This window comes from Serratia sp. CC22-02, from assembly GCF_900182895.1.
Lineage (GTDB): Bacteria > Pseudomonadota > Gammaproteobacteria > Enterobacterales > Enterobacteriaceae > Serratia > Serratia nevei.
This window is the reverse complement of the sequence record NZ_FXUD01000002.1, coordinates 340673-361487: the sequence shown is the minus strand read 5'-3', so window position 1 is coordinate 361487 and position 20815 is coordinate 340673. Positions and strand designations below refer to the sequence as shown.

At 58.4% G+C, this 20815-nt stretch carries 14 protein-coding genes and 6 tRNA genes; 14 read left to right on the top strand and 6 right to left on the bottom strand.

Annotated features, from left to right (window positions below):
- Positions 1-242 precede the first annotated feature (242 nt).
- Both fldA and fur read left to right on the top strand, forming a co-directional pair.
- Entirely contained in the window at positions 243-782 is a 540-nt protein-coding gene (fldA, locus tag QOL81_RS08520) for a flavodoxin FldA (RefSeq protein WP_025301862.1), read from the top strand.
- Between the two features lie 329 nt (positions 783-1111).
- Positions 1112-1558 (top strand): ferric iron uptake transcriptional regulator, encoded by a 447-nt coding sequence (fur, locus tag QOL81_RS08515; RefSeq protein WP_019454058.1) that lies wholly within the window; start codon positions 1112-1114, stop codon positions 1556-1558.
- 245 nt (positions 1559-1803) lie between these two features.
- Here fur and QOL81_RS08510 read toward each other — a convergent pair whose 3' ends face one another.
- From QOL81_RS08510 to nagE, 5 genes are all read right to left on the bottom strand, one after another.
- Positions 1804-4461 carry a beta-N-acetylhexosaminidase gene (locus QOL81_RS08510; RefSeq protein WP_283439776.1) on the bottom strand — a complete coding sequence of 886 codons (2658 nt, stop codon included), beginning with the start codon at positions 4459-4461 and terminating at the stop codon, positions 1804-1806.
- Positions 4462-4474: 13 nt separating this feature from the next.
- Complete coding sequence (gene chiQ / locus QOL81_RS08505) at positions 4475-4801, bottom strand: ChiQ/YbfN family lipoprotein (protein WP_004939944.1); 327 nt, start codon at positions 4799-4801, stop codon at positions 4475-4477.
- A 46-nt stretch (positions 4802-4847) separates the two neighbouring features.
- Positions 4848-6251, bottom strand: coding sequence for a chitoporin ChiP (gene chiP / locus QOL81_RS08500; RefSeq protein ID WP_038877490.1), 1404 nt, complete (start codon positions 6249-6251; stop codon positions 4848-4850).
- 578 nt (positions 6252-6829) lie between these two features.
- Positions 6830-8494, bottom strand: a complete 1665-nt coding sequence (glnS, locus tag QOL81_RS08495) for a glutamine--tRNA ligase (protein ID WP_147839425.1) — start codon at positions 8492-8494, stop codon at positions 6830-6832.
- A 240-nt stretch (positions 8495-8734) separates the two neighbouring features.
- Complete coding sequence (nagE, locus tag QOL81_RS08490) at positions 8735-10771, bottom strand: N-acetylglucosamine-specific PTS transporter subunit IIBC (protein WP_060423598.1); 2037 nt, start codon at positions 10769-10771, stop codon at positions 8735-8737.
- A 334-nt stretch (positions 10772-11105) separates the two neighbouring features.
- Between nagE and nagB the strand changes: the two genes are divergently transcribed.
- The 12 genes from nagB (at position 11106) to QOL81_RS08430 (ending at position 19526) form a co-directional block, all read left to right on the top strand.
- Complete coding sequence (gene nagB, locus QOL81_RS08485) at positions 11106-11906, top strand: glucosamine-6-phosphate deaminase (protein WP_197827274.1); 801 nt, start codon at positions 11106-11108, stop codon at positions 11904-11906.
- Between the two features lie 18 nt (positions 11907-11924).
- A complete protein-coding gene (gene nagA, locus QOL81_RS08480; protein ID WP_038877480.1) occupies positions 11925-13064 on the top strand; it encodes an N-acetylglucosamine-6-phosphate deacetylase in 1140 nt (379 codons plus the stop codon).
- Between the two features lie 27 nt (positions 13065-13091).
- Positions 13092-14312 carry a DNA-binding transcriptional regulator NagC gene (nagC, locus tag QOL81_RS08475; protein ID WP_004939956.1) on the top strand — a complete coding sequence of 407 codons (1221 nt, stop codon included), beginning with the start codon at positions 13092-13094 and terminating at the stop codon, positions 14310-14312.
- 67 nt (positions 14313-14379) lie between these two features.
- The gene (locus tag QOL81_RS08470; RefSeq protein WP_004939957.1) at positions 14380-15132 is read left to right on the top strand and encodes an HAD-IIA family hydrolase; all 753 of its coding nucleotides are present in this window, start codon (positions 14380-14382) and stop codon (positions 15130-15132) included.
- A 189-nt stretch (positions 15133-15321) separates the two neighbouring features.
- Positions 15322-16761 carry a chitinase ChiC gene (gene chiC, locus QOL81_RS08465; RefSeq protein ID WP_283439775.1) on the top strand — a complete coding sequence of 480 codons (1440 nt, stop codon included), beginning with the start codon at positions 15322-15324 and terminating at the stop codon, positions 16759-16761.
- Between the two features lie 284 nt (positions 16762-17045).
- Positions 17046-18710 carry an asparagine synthase B gene (asnB, locus tag QOL81_RS08460; protein WP_004939961.1) on the top strand — a complete coding sequence of 555 codons (1665 nt, stop codon included), beginning with the start codon at positions 17046-17048 and terminating at the stop codon, positions 18708-18710.
- Positions 18711-18928: 218 nt separating this feature from the next.
- A tRNA-Met gene (locus QOL81_RS08455) sits at positions 18929-19005 on the top strand.
- Positions 19006-19020: 15 nt separating this feature from the next.
- Positions 19021-19105, top strand: a tRNA-Leu gene (locus QOL81_RS08450).
- A gap of 30 nt (positions 19106-19135) precedes the next feature.
- Positions 19136-19210, top strand: a tRNA-Gln gene (locus QOL81_RS08445).
- 44 nt (positions 19211-19254) lie between these two features.
- Positions 19255-19329, top strand: a tRNA-Gln gene (locus QOL81_RS08440).
- Positions 19330-19370: 41 nt separating this feature from the next.
- Positions 19371-19447 (top strand) — tRNA-Met (locus tag QOL81_RS08435).
- Between the two features lie 4 nt (positions 19448-19451).
- Positions 19452-19526 (top strand) — tRNA-Gln (locus QOL81_RS08430).
- 87 nt (positions 19527-19613) lie between these two features.
- On the opposite strand, the gene ubiF is transcribed toward QOL81_RS08430, so the two are convergent.
- Entirely contained in the window at positions 19614-20795 is a 1182-nt protein-coding gene (gene ubiF, locus QOL81_RS08425; RefSeq protein ID WP_169318114.1) for a 3-demethoxyubiquinol 3-hydroxylase, read from the bottom strand.
- Between the last annotated feature and the right edge of the window lie 20 nt (positions 20796-20815).

The window sequence follows — 20815 nt, the reverse complement described above, 5'->3', positions numbered from 1 at the left end:
GCGGCGTTAAGGACAACGCCGGATCGACCACGCTTTTCTTCATTCTCCGGCATCGCATAAATGCGATAAAACCCCGGCGCCACTTTCTGGCATGATACGCATTTACCGGTAAGAGACTGCGCCTGTCGGCGCCCGCCCTGGAGGCGAAAGGCTCTTGCCATGGCATCATTTTAATCGGCGTCAGCGGCGGCAGTGTCGGCGTCGAGTAATGCAATTACTTGAATTTAAAGGTTATACGCGATATGGCTACTGTAGGCATTTTCTTTGGCAGCGACACTGGCAATACCGAAAACATTGCCAAAATGATCCAGAAAATTCTCCAGAAACAGTTTGGCGACGACGTCTCTGAAGTGCATGACATCGCTAAAAGCAGCAAAGAAGACCTGGAAGGGTTCGATATCCTGCTGCTGGGTATCCCGACCTGGTACTACGGTGAAGCGCAGTGTGACTGGGATGATTTCTTCCCGACGCTGGAAGAAGTCGACTTCAACGGCAAACTGGTGGCGCTGTTCGGCTGCGGCGACCAGGAAGACTACGCGGAATACTTCTGTGACGCGATGGGCACCATCCGCGACATCATCGAACCGCGCGGCGCGGCCATCGTGGGCCACTGGCCGACCAAAGGCTACCACTTCGAGGCCTCCAAAGGCCTGGCGGACGACGATCACTTCATCGGTCTGGCGATCGACGAAGACCGTCAGCCTGAGCTGACCAACGAGCGCGTGGACGCCTGGGTCAAACAAATCGTCGAAGAGCTGAGCCTGGCCGATATCGTCGGCTAAGCCCCGGTACTGGCGAAAGGTTGAACAAAGGCCCTGTAAAGTGCATAGTGTGCCCACAGGGCCGTCATCGGCAGCAGGGATTGCTGCGATAGAAGCTACAGATTTGTAACTTCCCACCCCGTCACGGTAGACTGAGATATCGGTTTATCCCATCCATCAAGGCGTTGCATGCAAAACATGCAATAGTGCAATTATATCTTTGTTAACAACCGGCGGTTTCCATTTAGTACAACCGGTTCTATAATGAGACGCATTAACTCTTTGTGCCGACCGATGCCACAGGCGAGTACGCCTCAACTTGATTAGCATAGTAACAGGACTGAATTCGCATGACCGACAACAACATCGCATTGAAGAAGGCCGGCTTAAAAGTCACGCTTCCGCGACTCAAAATCCTGGAAGTACTGCAAAATCCGGAATGCCATCACGTCAGTGCGGAAGATTTGTACAAAAAACTGATTGATATGGGCGAAGAGATCGGGCTGGCAACGGTTTATCGCGTACTGAACCAGTTTGACGATGCGGGCATTGTGACACGTCACAATTTCGAAGGCGGCAAGTCCGTGTTCGAGCTGACCCAACAGCATCACCACGATCACCTGATTTGCCTGGACTGCGGCAAAGTGATCGAATTCAGCGACGAATCCATCGAAGTGCGGCAGCGTGACATCGCCAAGCAGCACGGCATCAAGCTCACCAACCACAGCCTGTACCTGTACGGCCACTGTGAAACCGGTGACTGTCGCGAAGACGAAACGCTGCACGACAAGAAATAAGCCTGACCGGCTATGAAAAACCGCCTCACACCGAGGCGGTTTTTTTATGCCTGCCGTGCAAAGGGCAAAAAAATCCCCGGACAAGCCGGGGGAAAATCATGTCATGAAATATCACAATTGCAGCGGCACTGCTACTCCACGTACTACTCTCACTACAACGTCCGCCCTACGCCGACACGCGCGGGCGAACGCATTCCCCCTTCGTTATACGGCCGCCGCCAGGGCAGCAGGCCGTTGCACCGGGCTTAGACCTTCTCGGCGCGGCTGTAGCGCTTGCCGTCCGGGCTAACCGAACGCACCTGCACCTCACCGGACACCGCAGGCTTGGCCTTGGCGTCATAGCGCTGCCACTGCTTGCCGCCGTCGGTGGAGTACTCGATGCCCAATCCCGGCAGCGCGATATTCGCCTCCAGCTTGCCGCCCGCTACGCGTGCGCCCGGCACCGGCAGACGGTAAGCGACGCCACCTTTGTCCAGCTTGGCCAGTTCACGCTGCCCCAGGATATTGGCGAAGCGCAGCCAGTCTTTCTCCAGCGTCTTGGTATCGACAAAGTGGGTTTCCCCGCCTTTGTATTCGCGGCCGGCGCGGTAGTCCTGCTCCCAACCGGCGCGGTGCCAGGCGCGTTCAGCCACCGACAGCGCGCGTGGGAAAATCATGTATTCCATCTGCGGATCGGTGCGCTGGGTTTCGCTCCACAGCTGAGCGGACAGCCCGTAGGCGCCCGGCCACGGCTTATCGCTCTTGGCGTTGAAGTGGTTGCCGTCGCGGTCGACTGAAGTTTCCGCGTTCTGCGGCATGTTATCCGGCGCGAAGCTGAACACCTTGCGCTCGTCGCTGAAGCGGGTGCCCCAGTAGTAACCGCGCTCGTCCGGGTTCACCTCGTAAGGGAAGTCCATGTAGACGTAGTCCGGGTTGGAAACCACCACTTCATACCCTTTGTTGGCCCAGTCGTTGACGCTATCGAAACCGCCCCAGTACAGGGTATCCCAGAAGTTGACGCCCACGCGCGAGGTGGCGAACGCCTTCGCGTTCTCGGCGTCTTTCAGGCCATCCTGCCAGGCCTGCATTCTGTCGATGCCGTGCGCCTTCACCAGCTTGCTGACCTCTTGGCCGAAGTAGCTCGGCAGGTGCTCCATGTCGGCCACCTTGCCTTCTTTGATCATCGTCTGGCACACCTGCGACTTGGCCCACGGTTTGTCTTCGTTGCTCTGATCGATGATGCCTTTGCCCGGCTCCGGTTTCGCCTTGTCGGTGTAGCCGGCGCCCAGGCGAATGTTTTTCGCTTCGTCGCCGCCGAAGTGCCAGGTCTTAATCGGCTGGCCGGCCTCTTTATGCATCTGGGCGATCTCGCCGATCACCTTGTCGACAAAGCGCTGGGAAGAATCCAGGCACGGGTTCAGGTAGCTCTGGCGGTTAAAGAACTGCACGGAGGTGGTGTTGGAGGTATCGGTCGGATCCACCAGGCGGAATTCGTTGGCCTCCTGCTCTTTCCCGGCGGCATGCAGCTTTTTATAGCGCGCTTCCATCGAGACCACCGCGGCGCGGGCGTGTGCCGGCATGTCGATCTCCGGGATCACCTCAATCTGGCGCGCCTGGGCGTATTTGATGATGTCGATATAGTCCTGACGGCTGAAGAAGCCGCCGTAGACTTCCGGCCCCTGGCCGTACTGCGGCAGCAGGCAGGAGGTTTCGCTCAGATCGTGGCAGCGCTGGCCGCCGACCTCCGTCAGCTCAGGCAAACCGGGGATCTCGATGCGCCAGCCTTCGTCATCGCTCAGGTGGAAGTGGAATTTGTTGAGCTTGTAGGCCGCCATCTGATCCAGCAGGCGCAGCACCGCGTCCTTCTTATGGAAGTTGCGCGCTACGTCGAGGAAAATGCCGCGATACTGGAAGCGTGGCGCATCGCTGGCGTCCAGCGTGGCGATCTTGCCGCTGCCGTCGCTCGGCACTAACGACAGGATCGACTGCAGCCCGTAGAACACCCCGGCCTGATCGAAGCCGATCACCCGCGCCTCTTTCTTGCCGATTTTCAGCTCATAGGCGCCCGGCACCGCCATCGCGCCTTTAAACTTGCCCGGCTGGATGTCGGTCTTGATCGGATAGCCGTTGGCCTGAACCGGCACGCCCAGCAGCGCGAAGCGCTGGTTGACGACGTCCGCCGCCGGCTTGACCAGCGTGCTTAGATCCGGCGATACCCCTTTGCGCAAATCGACGTCCTGCGCGTGAACCTTCACCTGCATCGGCGTCGGCACGATCTGGCCGCGCAGCGCGCCGGCAGGCAGCGTCTGCAGATCGGCATTGCTGACAAAGCGCGAAGCCGGCGTCATCAGAATGTTTTTGTCGTCCTTGGTGCGCTTCCACTGGTCGCCGGTGAACGGCGCCACAAACTGGTCCAGGTTTTCGGTGTCGGTATTCGCCAGCATTTTCGGCTTGGCGTCGCCGGACGTGGCATACCAGCGCGGCAGGAAGTCGTTTCTGAACAGCTGCCAATATTCGGCGACCACCGGGATTTCCACCGCCTTACCGGCCGGGAAGCCGCTGAATTTGGCGGTCGGCTCCAGCTTGTACAGATCGCCGGTGAGGTGAGCAATCTTGAACTGGTCGTTGTCTACCCGCAGGGTCTGGCGCGGGCTGTGGAAATAGATGACCCAGTCTTTACCGTCGATCGCCTGGCCGTCGTTGCTGAGGGTGAACAACACCCGGTTGCATGAGGCCCAGTCGGCGCCCAGCGCCGCGCAATCCACGCCGTTTTCGCCGGCGCGGTTATCCAGCATTTTTACGTTCAGCTTCAGCTGGCTCAGCTGATCCACCAGCTGTTGATCGGCCATGGCGTTTCCCATGTCGCCCAGAAATCCCATCGTTGCCGTCAACGCGGCTAATGCGCTCAGTTTGAATGCGTTCATGTTCTTGTCCTTCTTAATTATTGTTATCGCGAATTTCTTGCCACAGCTTGCCGCACTTGGCGTCGTAAGCCTGACCGTTACCGCTGTGCACCGCCATAATGCAGTTCTGATAATCCATCACCCGCACCGTTTCCTGCGCGGCGAACTGCTGGTGCTGCTTCTCTTGTTTCAGCACGTTCAGCACCGCCTTACAGGGTTGCAGACGCTCCGGCGAACCTTCGGCGGTGTTGATGCAGGCGCTGTAAGCCTGCTTCAATTTGGCGTCTTCCGGCGGTGCGGCGGGTTGCGCACAGGCGCTCAAGGCCGCGGCGGCCGCCAACATCAGCATGATTTTTTTCATCGTTGAATTCCCTTAACTGCCCCCGGCGGCGAGGCCGGGGAACGCATCAGAAGATGGTGAATGGCGCGATGACCATGAACTTGACGTCTTTCTCGTCCTGGAAGATGTTGCCGTAACCGCCGCCCCAGCTCGGGATGTTGGTGTGGTTGTCATACTGGGTGTAGTGCAGCTTGATCAGGGTGCCCTTGGCGCGCCCTTCCTGGATGGTGTACATCGCGTCCAGGCTCCAGGCGCTTTCCTTCAGGCGCTGGCTCTGATCGTAGATCGGGTTGGTGCTCGGCTTGGCGTCCCAGGCGTAAACGTAGGAGCCGCCGACCGCCATGCCCGGCAGGTTCCAGTTGCTGAGGTCATACATCACGCCGGCGTACACCGCTTTCTCACCGTTGGCGTTAAAGTCGGAGCGGTTATCCCACCACACGTCCAGACGACCGTTGGACGAGGCGTAGGTCGGGGTCATGCGCTGCAGGAAGAAGCCCTGGTTGCCTTCCGCCTTGACCATGGTGCCTTCCAGACGCCAGTTGAACTGCCCGGTGGTGTAACCGAAGGTCAGCGCCTGCAGCCAGGCCAGGCCGTCGTAGATGCTGTTCGGATCGTTCTTGTCGCTGATGCGGTCTTCCGCACCGTAGAACTGGTAACTGGTGGTCAGCGGGTTGCCGAGCACATCGAATTTGTAAGACGCCTTGGTGAAGTATTGATTCACATAACCCTGCGCCTGGCCGAAGGCGGCTTCCAGCACCAGATCGTTTTTGAAATCGTACTTGGCGCCCAGCGAGTGCAGGTAGGAGACGCGCGTTTTCTTATCGTTCTGGCGGAAGTCGTCCATCTCGATATGCCACGGCGCCTTGTATTTATCGGTCCACATGTAGGAGAAGCTCAACGCACCGGCGTCGCCGTAGTCGAACTTGGCGCCGGCTTCGGCCCCCTGATAGGTGCCCGGCATAAAGCTCCAGTGCGGCGCCAGCAGGGTTTGGCCGCTCGGCTGAATATAGCCGGCGCGCGCCCAGACCGGGCCGTATTTGAATTTGGCGGCGGCTTTGTACAGGCTGACGCCGCCTTTGTCACCGGAATAGTCTTCGTCGTAGGTACGGTTTTTCGAGGAGAACGCGATCTCGTTCGGGTGGCCGCTGGCGCTGGATTCCGCCAGCTCGATGGCGGTAAAGGCACCGACGTCCAGACCGAACATGTCCCAGGCGTAGCCCGAAGCGAAATCCAGGCTCAGGTTGGCGGTGGAGTGCGACAGGTTGGTGGTGTATTGGTTGTAATCCTTGCTGTCCGGATTAAGATCTTTACGGTCGCGCTCACGTTGCCAGTAATAAATGCCGCCGGTCAGCGTGGAATCATCGATAAACCCTGCGGCTTTCGCCTCAGGCGCCATGGCAAACCCTGTTCCCAACAGCGCGCCCGCGACTGCGAGCGCCAGCGTTTTACGCTGAGCACCGTGCGTACCCATATTGAAATTCCTCTTTGACTTAACTTAAAAGTTGCAGCCGCCTGTGTTCACCACTGCCCTGCACGACTGCCAATAAAAAACCCGAACGGGTAAAAAATATTGCCGACGAGATGTTATTCCCACAGCACTAATTGCTACAGACAGACTATTTTTCGCGACGCGAATTATCAAATGAAAAATGAGGGAGATTTGTCAAAGTATGACAAGGAGCACATATCAGTGAGAATTTGTTACGCTGGTGATCATAGAGGGTGTCGAATAAAAAATTCAATTAAATCAGAATAAATTGAGATACAAGGTCAACCAGAGACGATTAATGGTTTCAGCCTGGCTAAATTCGTCAGTCAGACGATAAAAATTGAGAGCGCTCTCCAAATGAAATTAATTCGCATCACGAATATATAAGAAAAAATGAAGACTAATAGGACCAATATAAGAGAACTAATGGGTTAATGCGTCGCCATTAATTAAACGCACCCCGGATAAAATGAGAGAGGAATAGATCGCGAGCTGAGCGCAGGCATAAAAAAGCGCGGCTTAAAGCCGCGCTGATTCATTAATTTTCGAGGCGAATAAGATTAGCCTTCGATTTTCGCCCAGGTGTCACGCAGGCCGACGGTGCGGTTAAACACCAGATGCTCGGCCGACGAGTGACGGTTGTCGGCGCAGAAGTAACCTTCTCGCTCGAACTGATAGGCTTTCTCCGGCTGTGCAGCCGCCAGGCTCGGCTCGACGAAGCCGTGCTTGATGACCAGCGATTCCGGGTTGATGGTGGAGAGGAAGTCCTCCGCCGCGCCCGGATTAGGCACGCTGAACAGGCGATCGTACAGGCGAATTTCCGCCGGCAGCGCGTGCGCCGCTGACACCCAGTGGATCACGCCCTTCACCTTGCGGCCGTCGGCAGGATCTTTGCTCAGCGTTTCCGCATCGTAGCTGCAGAAGAGGGTGGTGATCTCGCCCGCTTCGTCCTTCTCGACGCGCTCGGCCTTGATCACGTACGCATTGCGCAGACGCACTTCCTTGCCCAGCACCAGACGCTTGTACTGCTTGTTGGCTTCTTCGCGGAAGTCGGCGCGATCGATATAGATCTCGCGGCTGAACGGCACATCTCGGCTGCCCATTTCCGGTTTGTTCGGGTGGTTAGGCATGGTGACCATTTCCACCGCATCGCCCATGTTCTCGATGACGATTTTCACCGGATCCAGCACCGCCATGGCGCGCGGCGCGTTCTCGTTCAGATCGTCGCGGATGCAGGATTCCAGCGCCACCATCTCGACGTTGTTGTCTTGCTTGGTCACGCCGATGCGCAGGCAGAACTCACGAATCGAGGCGGCGGTATAACCGCGACGGCGCAGACCGGAGACGGTCGGCATACGCGGATCGTCCCAGCCTTCGACGATCTTCTCGGCCACCAGCTGGTGCAGCTTTCGCTTCGACATGATGGCGTATTCGAGGTTGAGACGCGAAAACTCGTACTGACGCGGGTGGCAAGGAATGGTGATGTTATCCAGCACCCAGTCATACAGACGGCGGTTATCCTGGAATTCCAGGGTGCACAGCGAATGGGTGATCCCTTCCAGCGCATCGGAAATGCAGTGGGTGAAATCGTACATCGGATAGATGCACCATTTATTGCCGGTCTGGTGGTGTTCGGCGAACTTGATGCGGTACAGCACCGGATCGCGCATCACGATAAACGGCGAAGCCATATCGATCTTGGCGCGCAGGCAGGCGGCGCCTTCGGCGAACTCGCCGTTGCGCATCTTCTCGAACAACGCCAGGTTCTCTTCCACGCTGCGGCCGCGGTACGGGCTGTCTTTGCCCGGCGCGGTCAGGGTGCCGCGATATTCACGGATCTGCTCCGGCGACAGCTCATCGACGTAGGCCAGGCCCTTGGTGATCAGCTCAACCGCATACTGGTGCAACTGATCGAAATAGTCTGAGGAGTAACGAACGTTGCCGCTCCACTCAAAGCCCAGCCACTCCACGTCGTGCTTGATTGACTCCACGAACTCGATGTCTTCTTTCACCGGGTTGGTGTCATCGAAACGCAGGTTGCACTGGCCCTGATAGTCCTTGGCGATGCCGAAGTTCAGGCAGATGGACTTGGCGTGGCCGATATGCAGATAGCCGTTAGGCTCCGGCGGGAAGCGGGTATGTACCGACGTGTGTTTCCCCGACGCCAGATCTTCATCGACGATCTGACGGATAAAATTGGTTGGGCGGGCTTCAGCCTCACTCATTTCACTGTTCCTCAATGCAAAGCGCTACACATAACCGCCTATGATCCAACAAGCCACGTCTGGAAACAACCGTTTGTTTCACGAAAAATGCGGCGCGTTGCACCCTCGGCGCGCAGCGCACCGCCGTGGGGCGAAACGGAATAAAAAAAGCGGGAAGAGATCGCTCTCTTCCCGCCAAGTCGGGGCAAACTCCGCCATGATGCCTGGCCGGCCCCCGGTACTACTCAGGTAAAAACGGCCTTACTTTTGGATCTCGTACAGCTTGGTCTGACCGGCGACGACAGAGCCGCTGGCCAGCGCCGCCAGGCCGGCGTAGTCGTCAGAGTTGCTGACCACCACCGGGCTTATCATCGAACGCGCGTTGGCGTTCAGATAATCCAGATCCAGTTCCAGAATCGGTTGACCGGCTTTCACTTCCGCGCCCTCTTCCACCAGGCGTTTGAAGCCCTGGCCTTCCAGCGCGACGGTGTCGATCCCCATGTGCACCACGATCTCGGCGCCCTTGTCGGTTTCCAGGCAGAACGCGTGGTTGGTATTGAAGATTTTCACCACGGTGCCGTCCGCCGGCGCCACGACGATGTTGTCGGTCGGGCGAATCGCCAGGCCGTCACCCACCGCCTTGCTGGCGAAAGCTTCGTCCGGCACCTGATCGAGCGCCACGACTTCACCGGTCACCGGCGCCACCAGCGTTTCAAACGCGACTTTCGGTGCGTTCGGTACCGCCTGCGGTTTGGCTTCCGCAGCAGGAGCCGCCGCCGGGGCCGCCGCTGCCGCTACCGGGCCGGCTGCAATCACGTTGCGCATTGCGCTGGCGATAAGTTCAGCACGGGTGCCGACGATCACTTGCACGCTCTGCTTGTTCAGACGGATAACGCCGGATGCGCCGAGGCGTTTCGCCAATGCGTCGTTCACCAGCGCGGAGTCTTTCACGTTCAAACGCAGGCGAGTGATGCAGGCATCGATGCCGGTCAGGTTGTCGGAACCGCCGATCGCGCCGACGTAGCGACGGGCCAGCGTGGTAGTTTCGTTCTCGTCTTTACCGGCGTTGCTGTTGACGTTGACGTCATAACCGTCGGTTTCGTCACCGGCAACCGCCAGCTCGCGACCCGGGGTCATCAGGTTGAACTTATTGATGGTGAAGCGGAACACCACATAGTAGATAACGAAGAACACCAGCCCCTGCGGGATCAGCATGTACCAGTGGGTCGCCAACGGGTTGCGCGACGACAGCACCATATCCACCAAACCGGCGCTGAAGCCGAAACCGGCAATCCAGTGCATGCTGGCGGCGATGAAGACGGAAATCCCGGTCAAGATCGCGTGAAGCACATACAGCACCGGCGCCACAAACATGAAGGAGAATTCCAGCGGTTCGGTGATGCCGGTAAAGAAGGCAGCGAATGCCCCCGCCATCATGATCCCCAGCACTTTCGCCTTATTCTCAGGGCGCGCGCAGTGATAGATAGCCAGCGCTGCGCCCGGCAGACCAAACATCATGATCGGGAAGAAGCCCGCCTGATAACGGCCGGTGATGCCGACGACCGCTTTACCGGCTTCGATCGACTGCTGGCCGCCAAGGAAGTTAGGGATATCGTTGATGCCGGCCACGTCGAACCAGAACACCGAGTTCAGCGCGTGGTGCAGGCCGACCGGGATCAGCAGACGGTTGAAGAAGGCATAGATGCCCGCGCCGACGGAGCCCAATTTCTGGATGTGTTCGCCGAAGCTCACCAGAGCGCCGAACACCACTGGCCAGACATACATCAGGATGTAAGCGACCAGGATCATCAGGAAGGAAATGAGGATCGGCACCAGACGGCGGCCGCTGAAGAACGACAGCGCCTTAGGCAGCTCGACGCCGCTGAAGCGGTTGTACACTTCGGCGGAGATGATACCCACCAGAATACCGACGAACTGGTTTTCAATTTTGCCGAACGCGGCAGGCACCTGGTCGAGGGGGATCTTCTGAATCATCGACACGGCGGCCGGTGAACAGAGGGTGGTCAGCACCAGGAAACCGACGAAGCCGGTCAGTGCGGCAGAGCCGTCCTTGTCTTTGGACATGCCGTAGGCCACACCGATGGCGAACAGCACGGCCATATGATCGATAATGGCTGAACCGGATTTGATAAATAATGCGGCAAGCGCGTTGTCGCCGCCCCAACCAACAGGGTCAATCCAGTACCCGACGCCCATCAAGATGGCGGCGGCAGGCAGCGTGGCGACCGGCACCATCAGCGCCCGTCCCACCTTTTGCAAATAACTAAGAATGTTCACCTTTTCCCCCTATGTTGTCCGCGGACGGACCCTATTAGTAGTTTATTTGGATCTCTCACTACCTTTTTAGAAACAATGCTTGGCACGTATCACTCATGCCGAGTGTAAAAAATTTATTTTGTATCGCAAATTAAAACCTCCCTTTTTGTGATAAATATCACCAAAAAGTAGTCTTTCCCTCCCAGATTGCTGGCCATCACACAAAACTTATTTTATCATTCAAAAAATCAACCGGACGGACGATTCACGCGAGAATCATAAAGCTGGGTTACGCTTAGGACTCCCGCAGGCCCGTACAGTATAGCTTTAGTTTACTTATCCCAAGAGGTGTTAGATGAGACTTATCCCACTGAAAGATACCGCACAAGTCGGCAAATGGGCCGCGCGTCATATCGTTCAACGCATCAACGCATTCAAGCCAACCGCAGAGCGCCCGTTTGTCCTCGGCCTGCCTACCGGCGGCACGCCGCTGGAAGCCTACACACATCTGATTGCGATGCACAAAGCAGGTGAAGTAAGCTTTAAGCATGTTGTGACTTTCAACATGGACGAGTACGTTGGCCTGCCGCAGGAACACCCGGAAAGCTACCACACCTTCATGTACCGCAACTTCTTTGACCACGTTGATATCCCTCGTGAAAATATCAACCTGCTGAACGGCAACGCCGCGGATGTCGACGCCGAGTGCCGCCAGTACGAAGAGAAGATCAAGTCTTACGGCAAAATTAACCTGTTCATGGGCGGCGTGGGCATCGACGGCCATATCGCGTTCAACGAGCCGGCTTCGTCTCTGGCTTCGCGCACCCGCATCAAAACGCTGACCGAAGACACCCGCATCGCCAACTCGCGCTTCTTCGGCGGCGACGTCAGCCTGGTGCCGAAATATGCGCTGACCGTCGGCGTGGGCACGCTGCTGGACGCGGAAGAAGTGATGATCCTGGTGACCGGCCACGCCAAGGCGCAGGCGCTGGAAGCCGCGGTGGAAGGCAACATCAACCACATGTGGACCATCAGCTGCCTGCAGTTGCACGCCAAAGCGGTCGTGGTGTGCGACGAGCCGGCCACCATGGAGCTGAAAGTCAAAACCGTCAAATATTTCCGCGAGTTAGAAGCGGAAAGCGTGAAAAGTCTTTAATCTTTGCAGGGGGCTACGATGTTCGCTTTAACCCACGGCCGAATCTATACCGGCCACGACGTACTTGATGACCATGCAGTCATTATCGCTGATGGGCTGATCGAGAGAGTCTGCCCGGCGGCTGAATTGCCCGCCGGCATCGAAACGCGCGACCTGGGTGGCGCCATCCTGGCCCCCGGGCTTATCGACGTGCAGTTGAACGGCTGCGGCGGCGTCCAGTTCAACGATTCGCTGGAAGCGATTTCGGAAGAAACGCTGGAGATCATGCAGCGCGCCAACGAGAAATCCGGCTGCACCAGCTATCTGCCGACGCTGATCACCAGCAGCGACGAATTCATGAAGCACAGCGTCGACGTGATGCGCGCTTATCTGAAAAAGCACCAAAACCAGGCGCTGGGCCTGCACCTGGAAGGGCCGTACCTCAGCCCGGTGAAAAAAGGCACCCATAACCCGGCGTTCATTCGCAAGCCAACTCAGGACATGATCGATTACCTGTGCGCCAACGCCGACGTGATCACCAAGGTGACGCTGGCGCCGGAAATGGTTGAGCCGCACGTTATCAAGCAGCTGACCGAGGCCGGCATCGTGGTCTCCGCCGGCCACTCGAACGCCACCTACGATCAGGCGCGCACCGGCTTCGCCGCCGGCATCAGCTTCGCCACCCACCTGTACAACGCCATGCCGTATATCACCGGCCGCGAACCGGGGCTGATGGGGGCGATCTTCGATACGCCGGAGGTCTATACCGGCATCATCGCCGACGGCCATCACGTGGCCTGGGCGAGTATCCGTAACGCCAAACGCCTGAAAGGTGATAAATTGGTATTGGTCACCGACGCGACCGCACCGGCAGGTGCAGATATTGACCAATTTATTTTCGCCGGTAAAACAATATACTATCGGGATGGGCTGTGCGTGGATGAGAACGGTACCCTGAGCGGTTCCGCACTGACCATGATCGAAGCGGTGCAAAACAGCGTCGAGCATATCGGCATCGCGCTGGACGAAGCGCTGCGTATGGCGACGCTGTATCCGGCGCGCGCCATCGGCGTCGAGCAGCGTCTGGGCACCATCGAAGCCGGCAAGGTGGCTAACCTGACCGCCTTCACCCGTGATTTCAAGATCACCAAAACGCTCGTTAACGGTAACGAGGTTTAATTCAATGAACAGCGAGTAACATTATTGATGAGCACTGGCGGACAAGCACAAATAGGGAACGTTGACTTAGTCAAACAGCTTAACGGCGCGGCAGTTTACCGCCTGATCGACCAGCAGGGCCCGATCTCGCGCATTCAAATTGCCGAACTCAGCCAGCTTGCCCCCGCCAGCGTCACCAAAATTACTCGCCAGCTGCTGGAGCGCGGGCTGATCAAAGAAGTCGATCAGCAAGCCTCCACCGGCGGTCGCCGCGCGATCTCCATCGTGTCGGAAACCCGTCATTTCCATACCGTCGCGGTGCGTCTCGGCCGCCACGACGCCACCATCACCCTGTATGACATGAGCGGTAAATCGCTCAGCGAAGAACACTATCCGCTGCCGGAACGCACCCAGGAAACGCTGGAAAATGCGCTGTTCGCCGCCATCGCCCAATTCATCGAAGCAAACCAGCGCCGCCTGCGCGAACTGATCGCCATCGCAGTGATCCTGCCCGGCCTGGTGGATCCGGCGCTGGGCGTGGTGCGCTACATGCCGCACATCAGCGTCAGCAACTGGGCGCTGGTCGACAACCTGCAGCAGCGCTTCAACGTCACCAGCTTCGTCGGCCACGACATCCGCAGCCTGGCGCTGGCGGAGCACTACTTCGGCGCAACCCGCGACTGCGAAGACTCGATTCTGGTGCGCCTGCACCGCGGCACCGGCGCCGGCATCATCGTCAACGGGCAGATTTTTCTCGGCAATAACGGCAACGTCGGCGAAATCGGCCATATCCAAATCGATCCGCTGGGTGAACGCTGCCACTGCGGCAACTTCGGCTGCCTGGAAACCGTAGCCGCCAACGCGGCGATCGAACAGCGCGTGCGCCAGCTGCTGAGCCAGGGCTACCCGAGCAAACTGACGCTGGAAGACTGCGGCATCAACGCCATCTGCAAGGCCGCCAACCGCGGCGATCTGCTGGCCAGCGAAGTGATCGAACACGTCGGCCGCTATCTGGGCAAGGCGGTGGCCATCGCCATCAACCTGTTCAATCCGCAGAAGGTGGTGATCGCCGGTGAGATCACCGAAGCGGACAAGGTGCTGCTGCCGGCGATCCAGAGCTGCATCAATACCCAGGTGCTGAAGGACTTCCGCAAAAATCTGCCGGTGGTGACCTCCGAACTCAATCATCGCTCGGCGATCGGCGCTTTCGCCCTGGCCAAACGCGCGATGCTCAACGGCGTGCTCTTGCAGCGATTGCTGGAAAGCTGATCCGCCGCTTCTGGCAGGTGTGTTATCGTCACCCCTTGCCTGCCGTAATCATGAGAAACAGCGACAAATGAAAATCAAAAACGTTATATGCGATATCGACGGCGTGCTGCTGCATGACAATACGCCGGTGCCCGGCGCCGATCTGTTCCTGGCGCGCATCCAGGAACAAGGCATGCCGCTGGTGGTGCTGACCAACTACCCGTCACAGACCGCGCAGGATCTGGCGAACCGCTTCGCCGCCGCCGGGCTGGAAGTGCCGGAGAGCGCGTTCTATACCTCGGCGATGGCCACCGCCGATTTCCTGCGCCGCCAGGAAGGCAAAAAAGCCTACGTGGTCGGCGAAGGCGCCCTGATCCATGAGCTGTACAAAGCCGGTTTCACCATCACCGACATCAACCCGGATTTCGTGATCGTCGGTGAAACCCGCTCTTACAACTGGGACATGATGCACAAGGCCGCCTACTTCGTCAGTAACGGCGCACGCTTTATCGCCACCAACCCGGATAGCCACGGCCACGGCTTCTCGCCGGCCTGCGGCGCGCTGTGCGCCCCCATCGAGAAGATCACCGGCCGCAAGCCGTTTTACGTCGGCAAGCCCAGCCCGTGGATCATTCGCGCCGCATTGAACAAAATGCAGGCGCACTCGGAAGAGACGGTGATCGTCGGCGACAACCTGCGCACCGACATTCTGGCGGGCTTCCAGGCCGGTCTGGAAACCGTGCTGGTGCTGTCCGGCGTCTCCACGCTGAGCGACATTGAAACCATGCCGTTCCGCCCGAGCTACGTCTACCCTTCCGTTGCCGATATCACCATCTTCTGATGCATTTATGGCGGCTACCCGGCCGCCATTATTTCTCTCTTCCTGACCGCAGTTTGAATTTAATTCGTTCATGGCCGCAAAAGGTTTCAGCCTGCCTGCGCTAAAAATCCTCATTATAACCTTACGCCCCGCCAATAGCTGATATTGCCGGCGAGCGGAAAACCTTTACCCCTAATTAATGAGGCTACCATGAGCACAAATAACATGATTAATGCCGCCGCCGATGACGCAGCCATTATGCCGACTATCGCCAATAAAAAAATCCTGATGGGTTTTTGGCACAACTGGGCCGCCGGCGCCAGTGACGGCTATCGGCAAGGCCAGTTCGCCAATATGAACCTGACCGATATTCCCGCCGAATACAACGTGGTGGCCGTCGCCTTTATGAAAGGCCAGGGCATCCCAACCTTCAAACCGTACAACCTGTCCGACGCCGAGTTCCGCCGCCAGGTGGGCGTGCTGAACAGCCAGGGCCGCGCGGTGCTGATCTCCCTCGGCGGCGCAGACGCGCATATCGAGCTGAAAACCGGCGACGAAGATAAGCTGAAAGACGAGATTATTCGTCTGGTGGAAGTTTATGGCTTCGACGGCCTGGATATCGATTTGGAACAGGCGGCAATCGGCGCCGCCAATAATAAAACCGTCTTGCCTGCGGCATTGAAAAAAGTAAAAGACTATTACGCTGCGCAGGGGAAAAACTTTATTATCAGCATGGCGCCAGAATTCCCATATTTACGTGAGAATGGCACCTACCTGGATTATATCAACGCCCTCGAAGGCTACTACGACTTTATCGCACCACAATATTACAACCAGGGTGGCGATGGCCTTTGGGTTGAAGAAATTAAAACCTGGCTGACCCAAAACGACGACACCAAGAAGGAAGACTTCCTCTACTACCTGACGGAAAGCCTGGTCACCGGCACCCGCGGCTATGCAAAGATCCCGGCGGCGAAATTCGTCATCGGCCTGCCGAGCAACAACGACGCCGCCGCCACCGGCTACGTGGTCAACAAACAGGCGGTGTATAACGCCTTCTCCCGTCTCGACGCCAAGAACCTGTCGATCAAGGGCCTGATGACCTGGTCAATCAACTGGGACAACGGCAAGAGCAAAGCTGGCGTAGCCTACAATTGGGAGTTCAAAACCCGCTATGCGCCGCTGATTCAGGGCGGCGTTACCCCACCGCCGGGAAAGCCTAATGCGCCGACGGCGCTGACGGTCGCCGAGCTGGGCGCCACCTCGCTGAAGCTGAGCTGGGCCGCCGCCACCGGCGCCTTACCGATCGCCAGCTACACCGTCTACCGCAACGGCAACCCGATCGGCCAGACCGCCGCCCTGTCGCTGGCCGACAGCGGCCTGACCCCGGCCACCCAGTACAGCTACTTCGTTACCGCCACCGACAGCCAGGGCAATACCTCGCTGCCGAGCAGCGCGCTGGCGGTTAAAACCGCCAACGACGGCACGCCGCCCGATCCGGGGGCGCCCGAGTGGCAGAACAACCACAGCTACAAAGCCGGCGACGTGGTGAGTTATAAAGGCAAGAAATACACCTGTATCCAGGCGCACACCTCCAACGCCGGCTGGACGCCGGACGCCGCCTTCACCCTGTGGCAGCTCATCGCCTAATCGCTAATCGATTGCCGGCCAAACCGGCCGGCAATCCCGTCATCACGCTAAAAATTGCATAATCGTTAAATTTTCCCGCCAATAACTGAAAATCCGTTAAAAATCGCAGCCACGCAAACAACTATTTCTCAGCGTATGGCTAAAACGCTTGCATCACCTGCAGCTTTAGGCGCATTTTCATAACCACAGCGCAGCAAAACCGCGTTATCGCTGATGAATCGGCAATGCTGCCCATAACAGTAAAAAACAACATCACAGTCATGAAAGCCCGTTAGGAGAGTTGTATGTGTTCTATTTTCGGTGTGCTCGATCTGAAGTCCGATCCCGTTGAACTGCGTAAGAAAGCGCTGGAGCTGTCGCGCCTGATGCGCCACCGCGGCCCGGATTGGTCCGGCGTTTACGCCAGCGACAAAGCCATTTTGGCCCACGAACGCCTGTCGATCGTCGACGTCAACAACGGCGCTCAACCGCTGTACAACGCCGCGCACACCCACGTTCTGGCGGTCAACGGCGAAATTTACAACCACCAGGCGCTGCGCCAACAGCTGAGCGACCGCTACGCGTTCCAGACCGGGTCCGACTGTGAAGTGATCCTGGCGCTGTACCAGGAGAAAGGCCCGGATTTCCTCGACGATCTGCAAGGCATGTTCGCCTTCGCCCTGTATGACACCGAAAAAGACGCTTACCTGATCGGCCGCGATCACCTGGGCATCATCCCGCTGTACATGGGCCACGACGAGCACGGCAACCTGTACGTCGCCTCCGAAATGAAAGCGCTGGTGCCGGTGTGCCGCACCATCAAGGAATTCCCGGCCGGCAGCTACCTGTGGAGCCAGGACGGTGAGATCCGCGAATACTATCGCCGCGACTGGTTCGATTACGACAGCGTCAAAGACAACGTGACCGACGCCGCCGCCTTGCGCACCGCGCTGGAAGAGTCGGTGAAAAGCCACCTGATGTCCGACGTGCCTTACGGCGTGCTGCTGTCGGGCGGGCTGGATTCTTCGGTCATCTCGGCGATCACCAAGAAGTACGCCGCGCGCCGCGTGGAAGATCAGGAACGCAGCGAAGCCTGGTGGCCGCAGCTGCACTCCTTCGCCGTCGGCCTGGAAGGCTCGCCGGATCTGCGCGCCGCGCAGGAGGTCGCCAACCATCTGGGCACCGTGCACCATGAGATCCACTTCACCGTCCAGGAAGGCCTGGACGCCATCCGCGACGTGATTTACCACATCGAAACCTATGACGTCACCACCATTCGCGCCTCGACGCCAATGTACCTGATGTCGCGCAAAATCAAGGCGATGGGCATCAAGATGGTGCTCTCCGGCGAAGGCGCGGACGAAGTGTTCGGCGGCTACCTTTACTTCCATAAGGCGCCGGACGCCCGCGAATTCCACGAAGAGACCGTGCGCAAGCTGCTGGCGCTGCATATGTTCGACTGCGCGCGCGCCAACAAGGCGATGTCCGCCTGGGGCGTTGAGGCCCGCGTGCCGTTCCTGGACAAGAAATTCCTCGACGTGGCGATGCGCATCAACCCGAAAGATAAAATGTGCGGCAACGGCAAAATGGAAAAACACATCGTCCGCGAATGTTTCGAGTCCTATTTGCCGGCCAGCGTGGCCTGGCGCCAAAAAGAGCAGTTCTCCGACGGCGTCGGCTACAGCTGGATCGACACGCTAAAAGAGGTCGCTGCGCAGCAAATCAGCGATCAACAGCTCGAAACCGCGCGTTTCCGCTTCCCGTACAACACGCCGACCTCGAAAGAAGGCTACCTGTACCGCGAGATCTTCGAAGAGCTGTTCCCGCTGCCGAGCGCCGCCGAATGCGTGCCGGGCGGCCCGTCCGTCGCCTGCTCGTCCGCCAAGGCCATCGAATGGGACGAATCGTTCAAGAAGATGGACGATCCTTCCGGCCGCGCAGTCGGCGTGCACCAGGCCGCCTATAAATAATCGCGCGGCGTTTTCCCCAAGGCGGGCCTTTTGGCCCGCCTTTTTGTTGCCTTTCCCCCCCGCCAACTGCCTGAATTGCCGATTTTATCGCCATAATGTTCACAACCCAGACAAACGGCGCTTCCCGGCACTTTTTCGGGAAAAAACTTGTTGACGCAAATCGGTCATATACGCATAATGCGCCCCGCAACGCCGATGAAGGCAAAGCAAAAAAAGAGGGCTACGTAGCTCAGCTGGTTAGAGCACATCACTCATAATGATGGGGTCACAGGTTCGAATCCCGTCGTAGCCACCATCTCTTTTTTGCATTGCGGGAGTGGCGAAATTGGTAGACGCACCAGATTTAGGTTCTGGCGCCGCAAGGTGTGCGAGTTCAAGTCTCGCCTCCCGCACCATTTCTCTTCATCGTCGGCGCAGTATGTTGATGGGGTATCGCCAAGCGGTAAGGCACCGGTTTTTGATACCGGCATTCCCTGGTTCGAATCCAGGTACCCCAGCCATATTCTTTCGAGAATGGGGTTTCAACATAAGATTTGTTTGCAGGTGGGGTATCGCCAAGCGGTAAGGCACCGGTTTTTGATACCGGCATTCCCTGGTTCGAATCCAGGTACCCCAGCCATAACAAACTGTTTGCAAATCAAAGAAGTAAAAAGTAACATCGGCTACGTAGCTCAGCTGGTTAGAGCACATCACTCATAATGATGGGGTCACAGGTTCAAATCCCGTCGTAGCCACCATAATTGGGGTGTCGCCAAGCGGTAAGGCTCTGGTTTCTGATACCAGCATACCCAGGTTCGAATCCTGGCACCCCAGCCATATTTAGAAAAGCCCGCTTCGGCGGGCTTTTTGCTGTCTGGCGTTCAGTCAATCCTAACGGGCCCAGCCGCAACTGAGCCCTGTCGGTTACAATCCCAACGCGTACTTCAACGCATGCTCTTTCAGCTTGCCCGCCCGCTGCGCGGCCATCAGCGCCAGATTGCGCGCGACGTTCAGCGGCGCCAGGTTATTGCTGAAAGCCGTATAGAACAGATCCATCCCGCTCTGCATCAGCAGATTGTCGGTACGGCGGCGGCGCTGATAACGCAGCAGTACCGCCTCGCTGCTCCAGTCCTCTCCCTGCTCCCGCGCATCGCTCAATACGTTCAGCAAGGCATCCACGTCGCGATACCCCAGATTGACGCCCTGCCCCGCCAGCGGATTGATGGTATGCGCCGCATCCCCCAGCAGTGCCAGCCCCGGCAGCACGTAGCGCTGCGCATGACGCCGCGTCAGCGGGAACGAACCGGCGGCGTGCACCTTGACCGGGCCCAGTCGCGCCGGGAAAGCGGCGGCGATCTCACGCTCCAGCTGCGCCGGCGGCATCGCCTGCAGCTGGCGAATGCGCTGCGGGCTGTCATACCACACCAGCGACGCCCAGCTGTCGTACAGCGGCAGGAAGGCGCGCGGCCCAGACGGGAAGAAACGCTGCCAGGTCACATCCTGCTGCGGCGCGCCGGTATCGACGGTGATCAACATGCACGCCTGACGATACTGCCAGCCGTTGGTGCCGATCGCCGCCAGCTTGCGCACCTGCGAGTTGGCGCCGTCGGCGCCGACAACCAGGCGCGCCTGCAGCGTCTCGCCGCCGTCCAGCGTCAGCTGCCAGGTATTGTCCGCCCGCTGCAGCGATTGCAGCCTGGCGGGGCACAGCAGCGTCAGGTTGGCGCACTGCGCGAACTGCTGCCACAGCGCCAGCTGCAGAATGCGGTTTTCCACCATAAAGCCCAGCTCGGGCAGCCCCAGGGACACCGCGTCGAACGCCACGCGCGACGACGCCCATTCCCAGGTCTCCAGCCGGCGATACGGCGCTGTGCGCATCGCCGTCACGGCCTGCCAGGCGCCGAGCTGTTTCAGCAGCCCCACCGAGGTGCAGCCGATAGCGGAAATGCGCAGATCCGGCGGGCTTTGCGCCTCGAACGCCTGCGGCGCCTGATGTTCCAGCAACGCCACCGACCAGCCCGCCTGTGCCAGCCCCAGGGCCGCCGCCGCGCCGACCATGCCGCCGCCCACCACCACCGCGTCATACCGATTTTGAGATGTCTTCATATTGGCTATGTTTTCTGTGT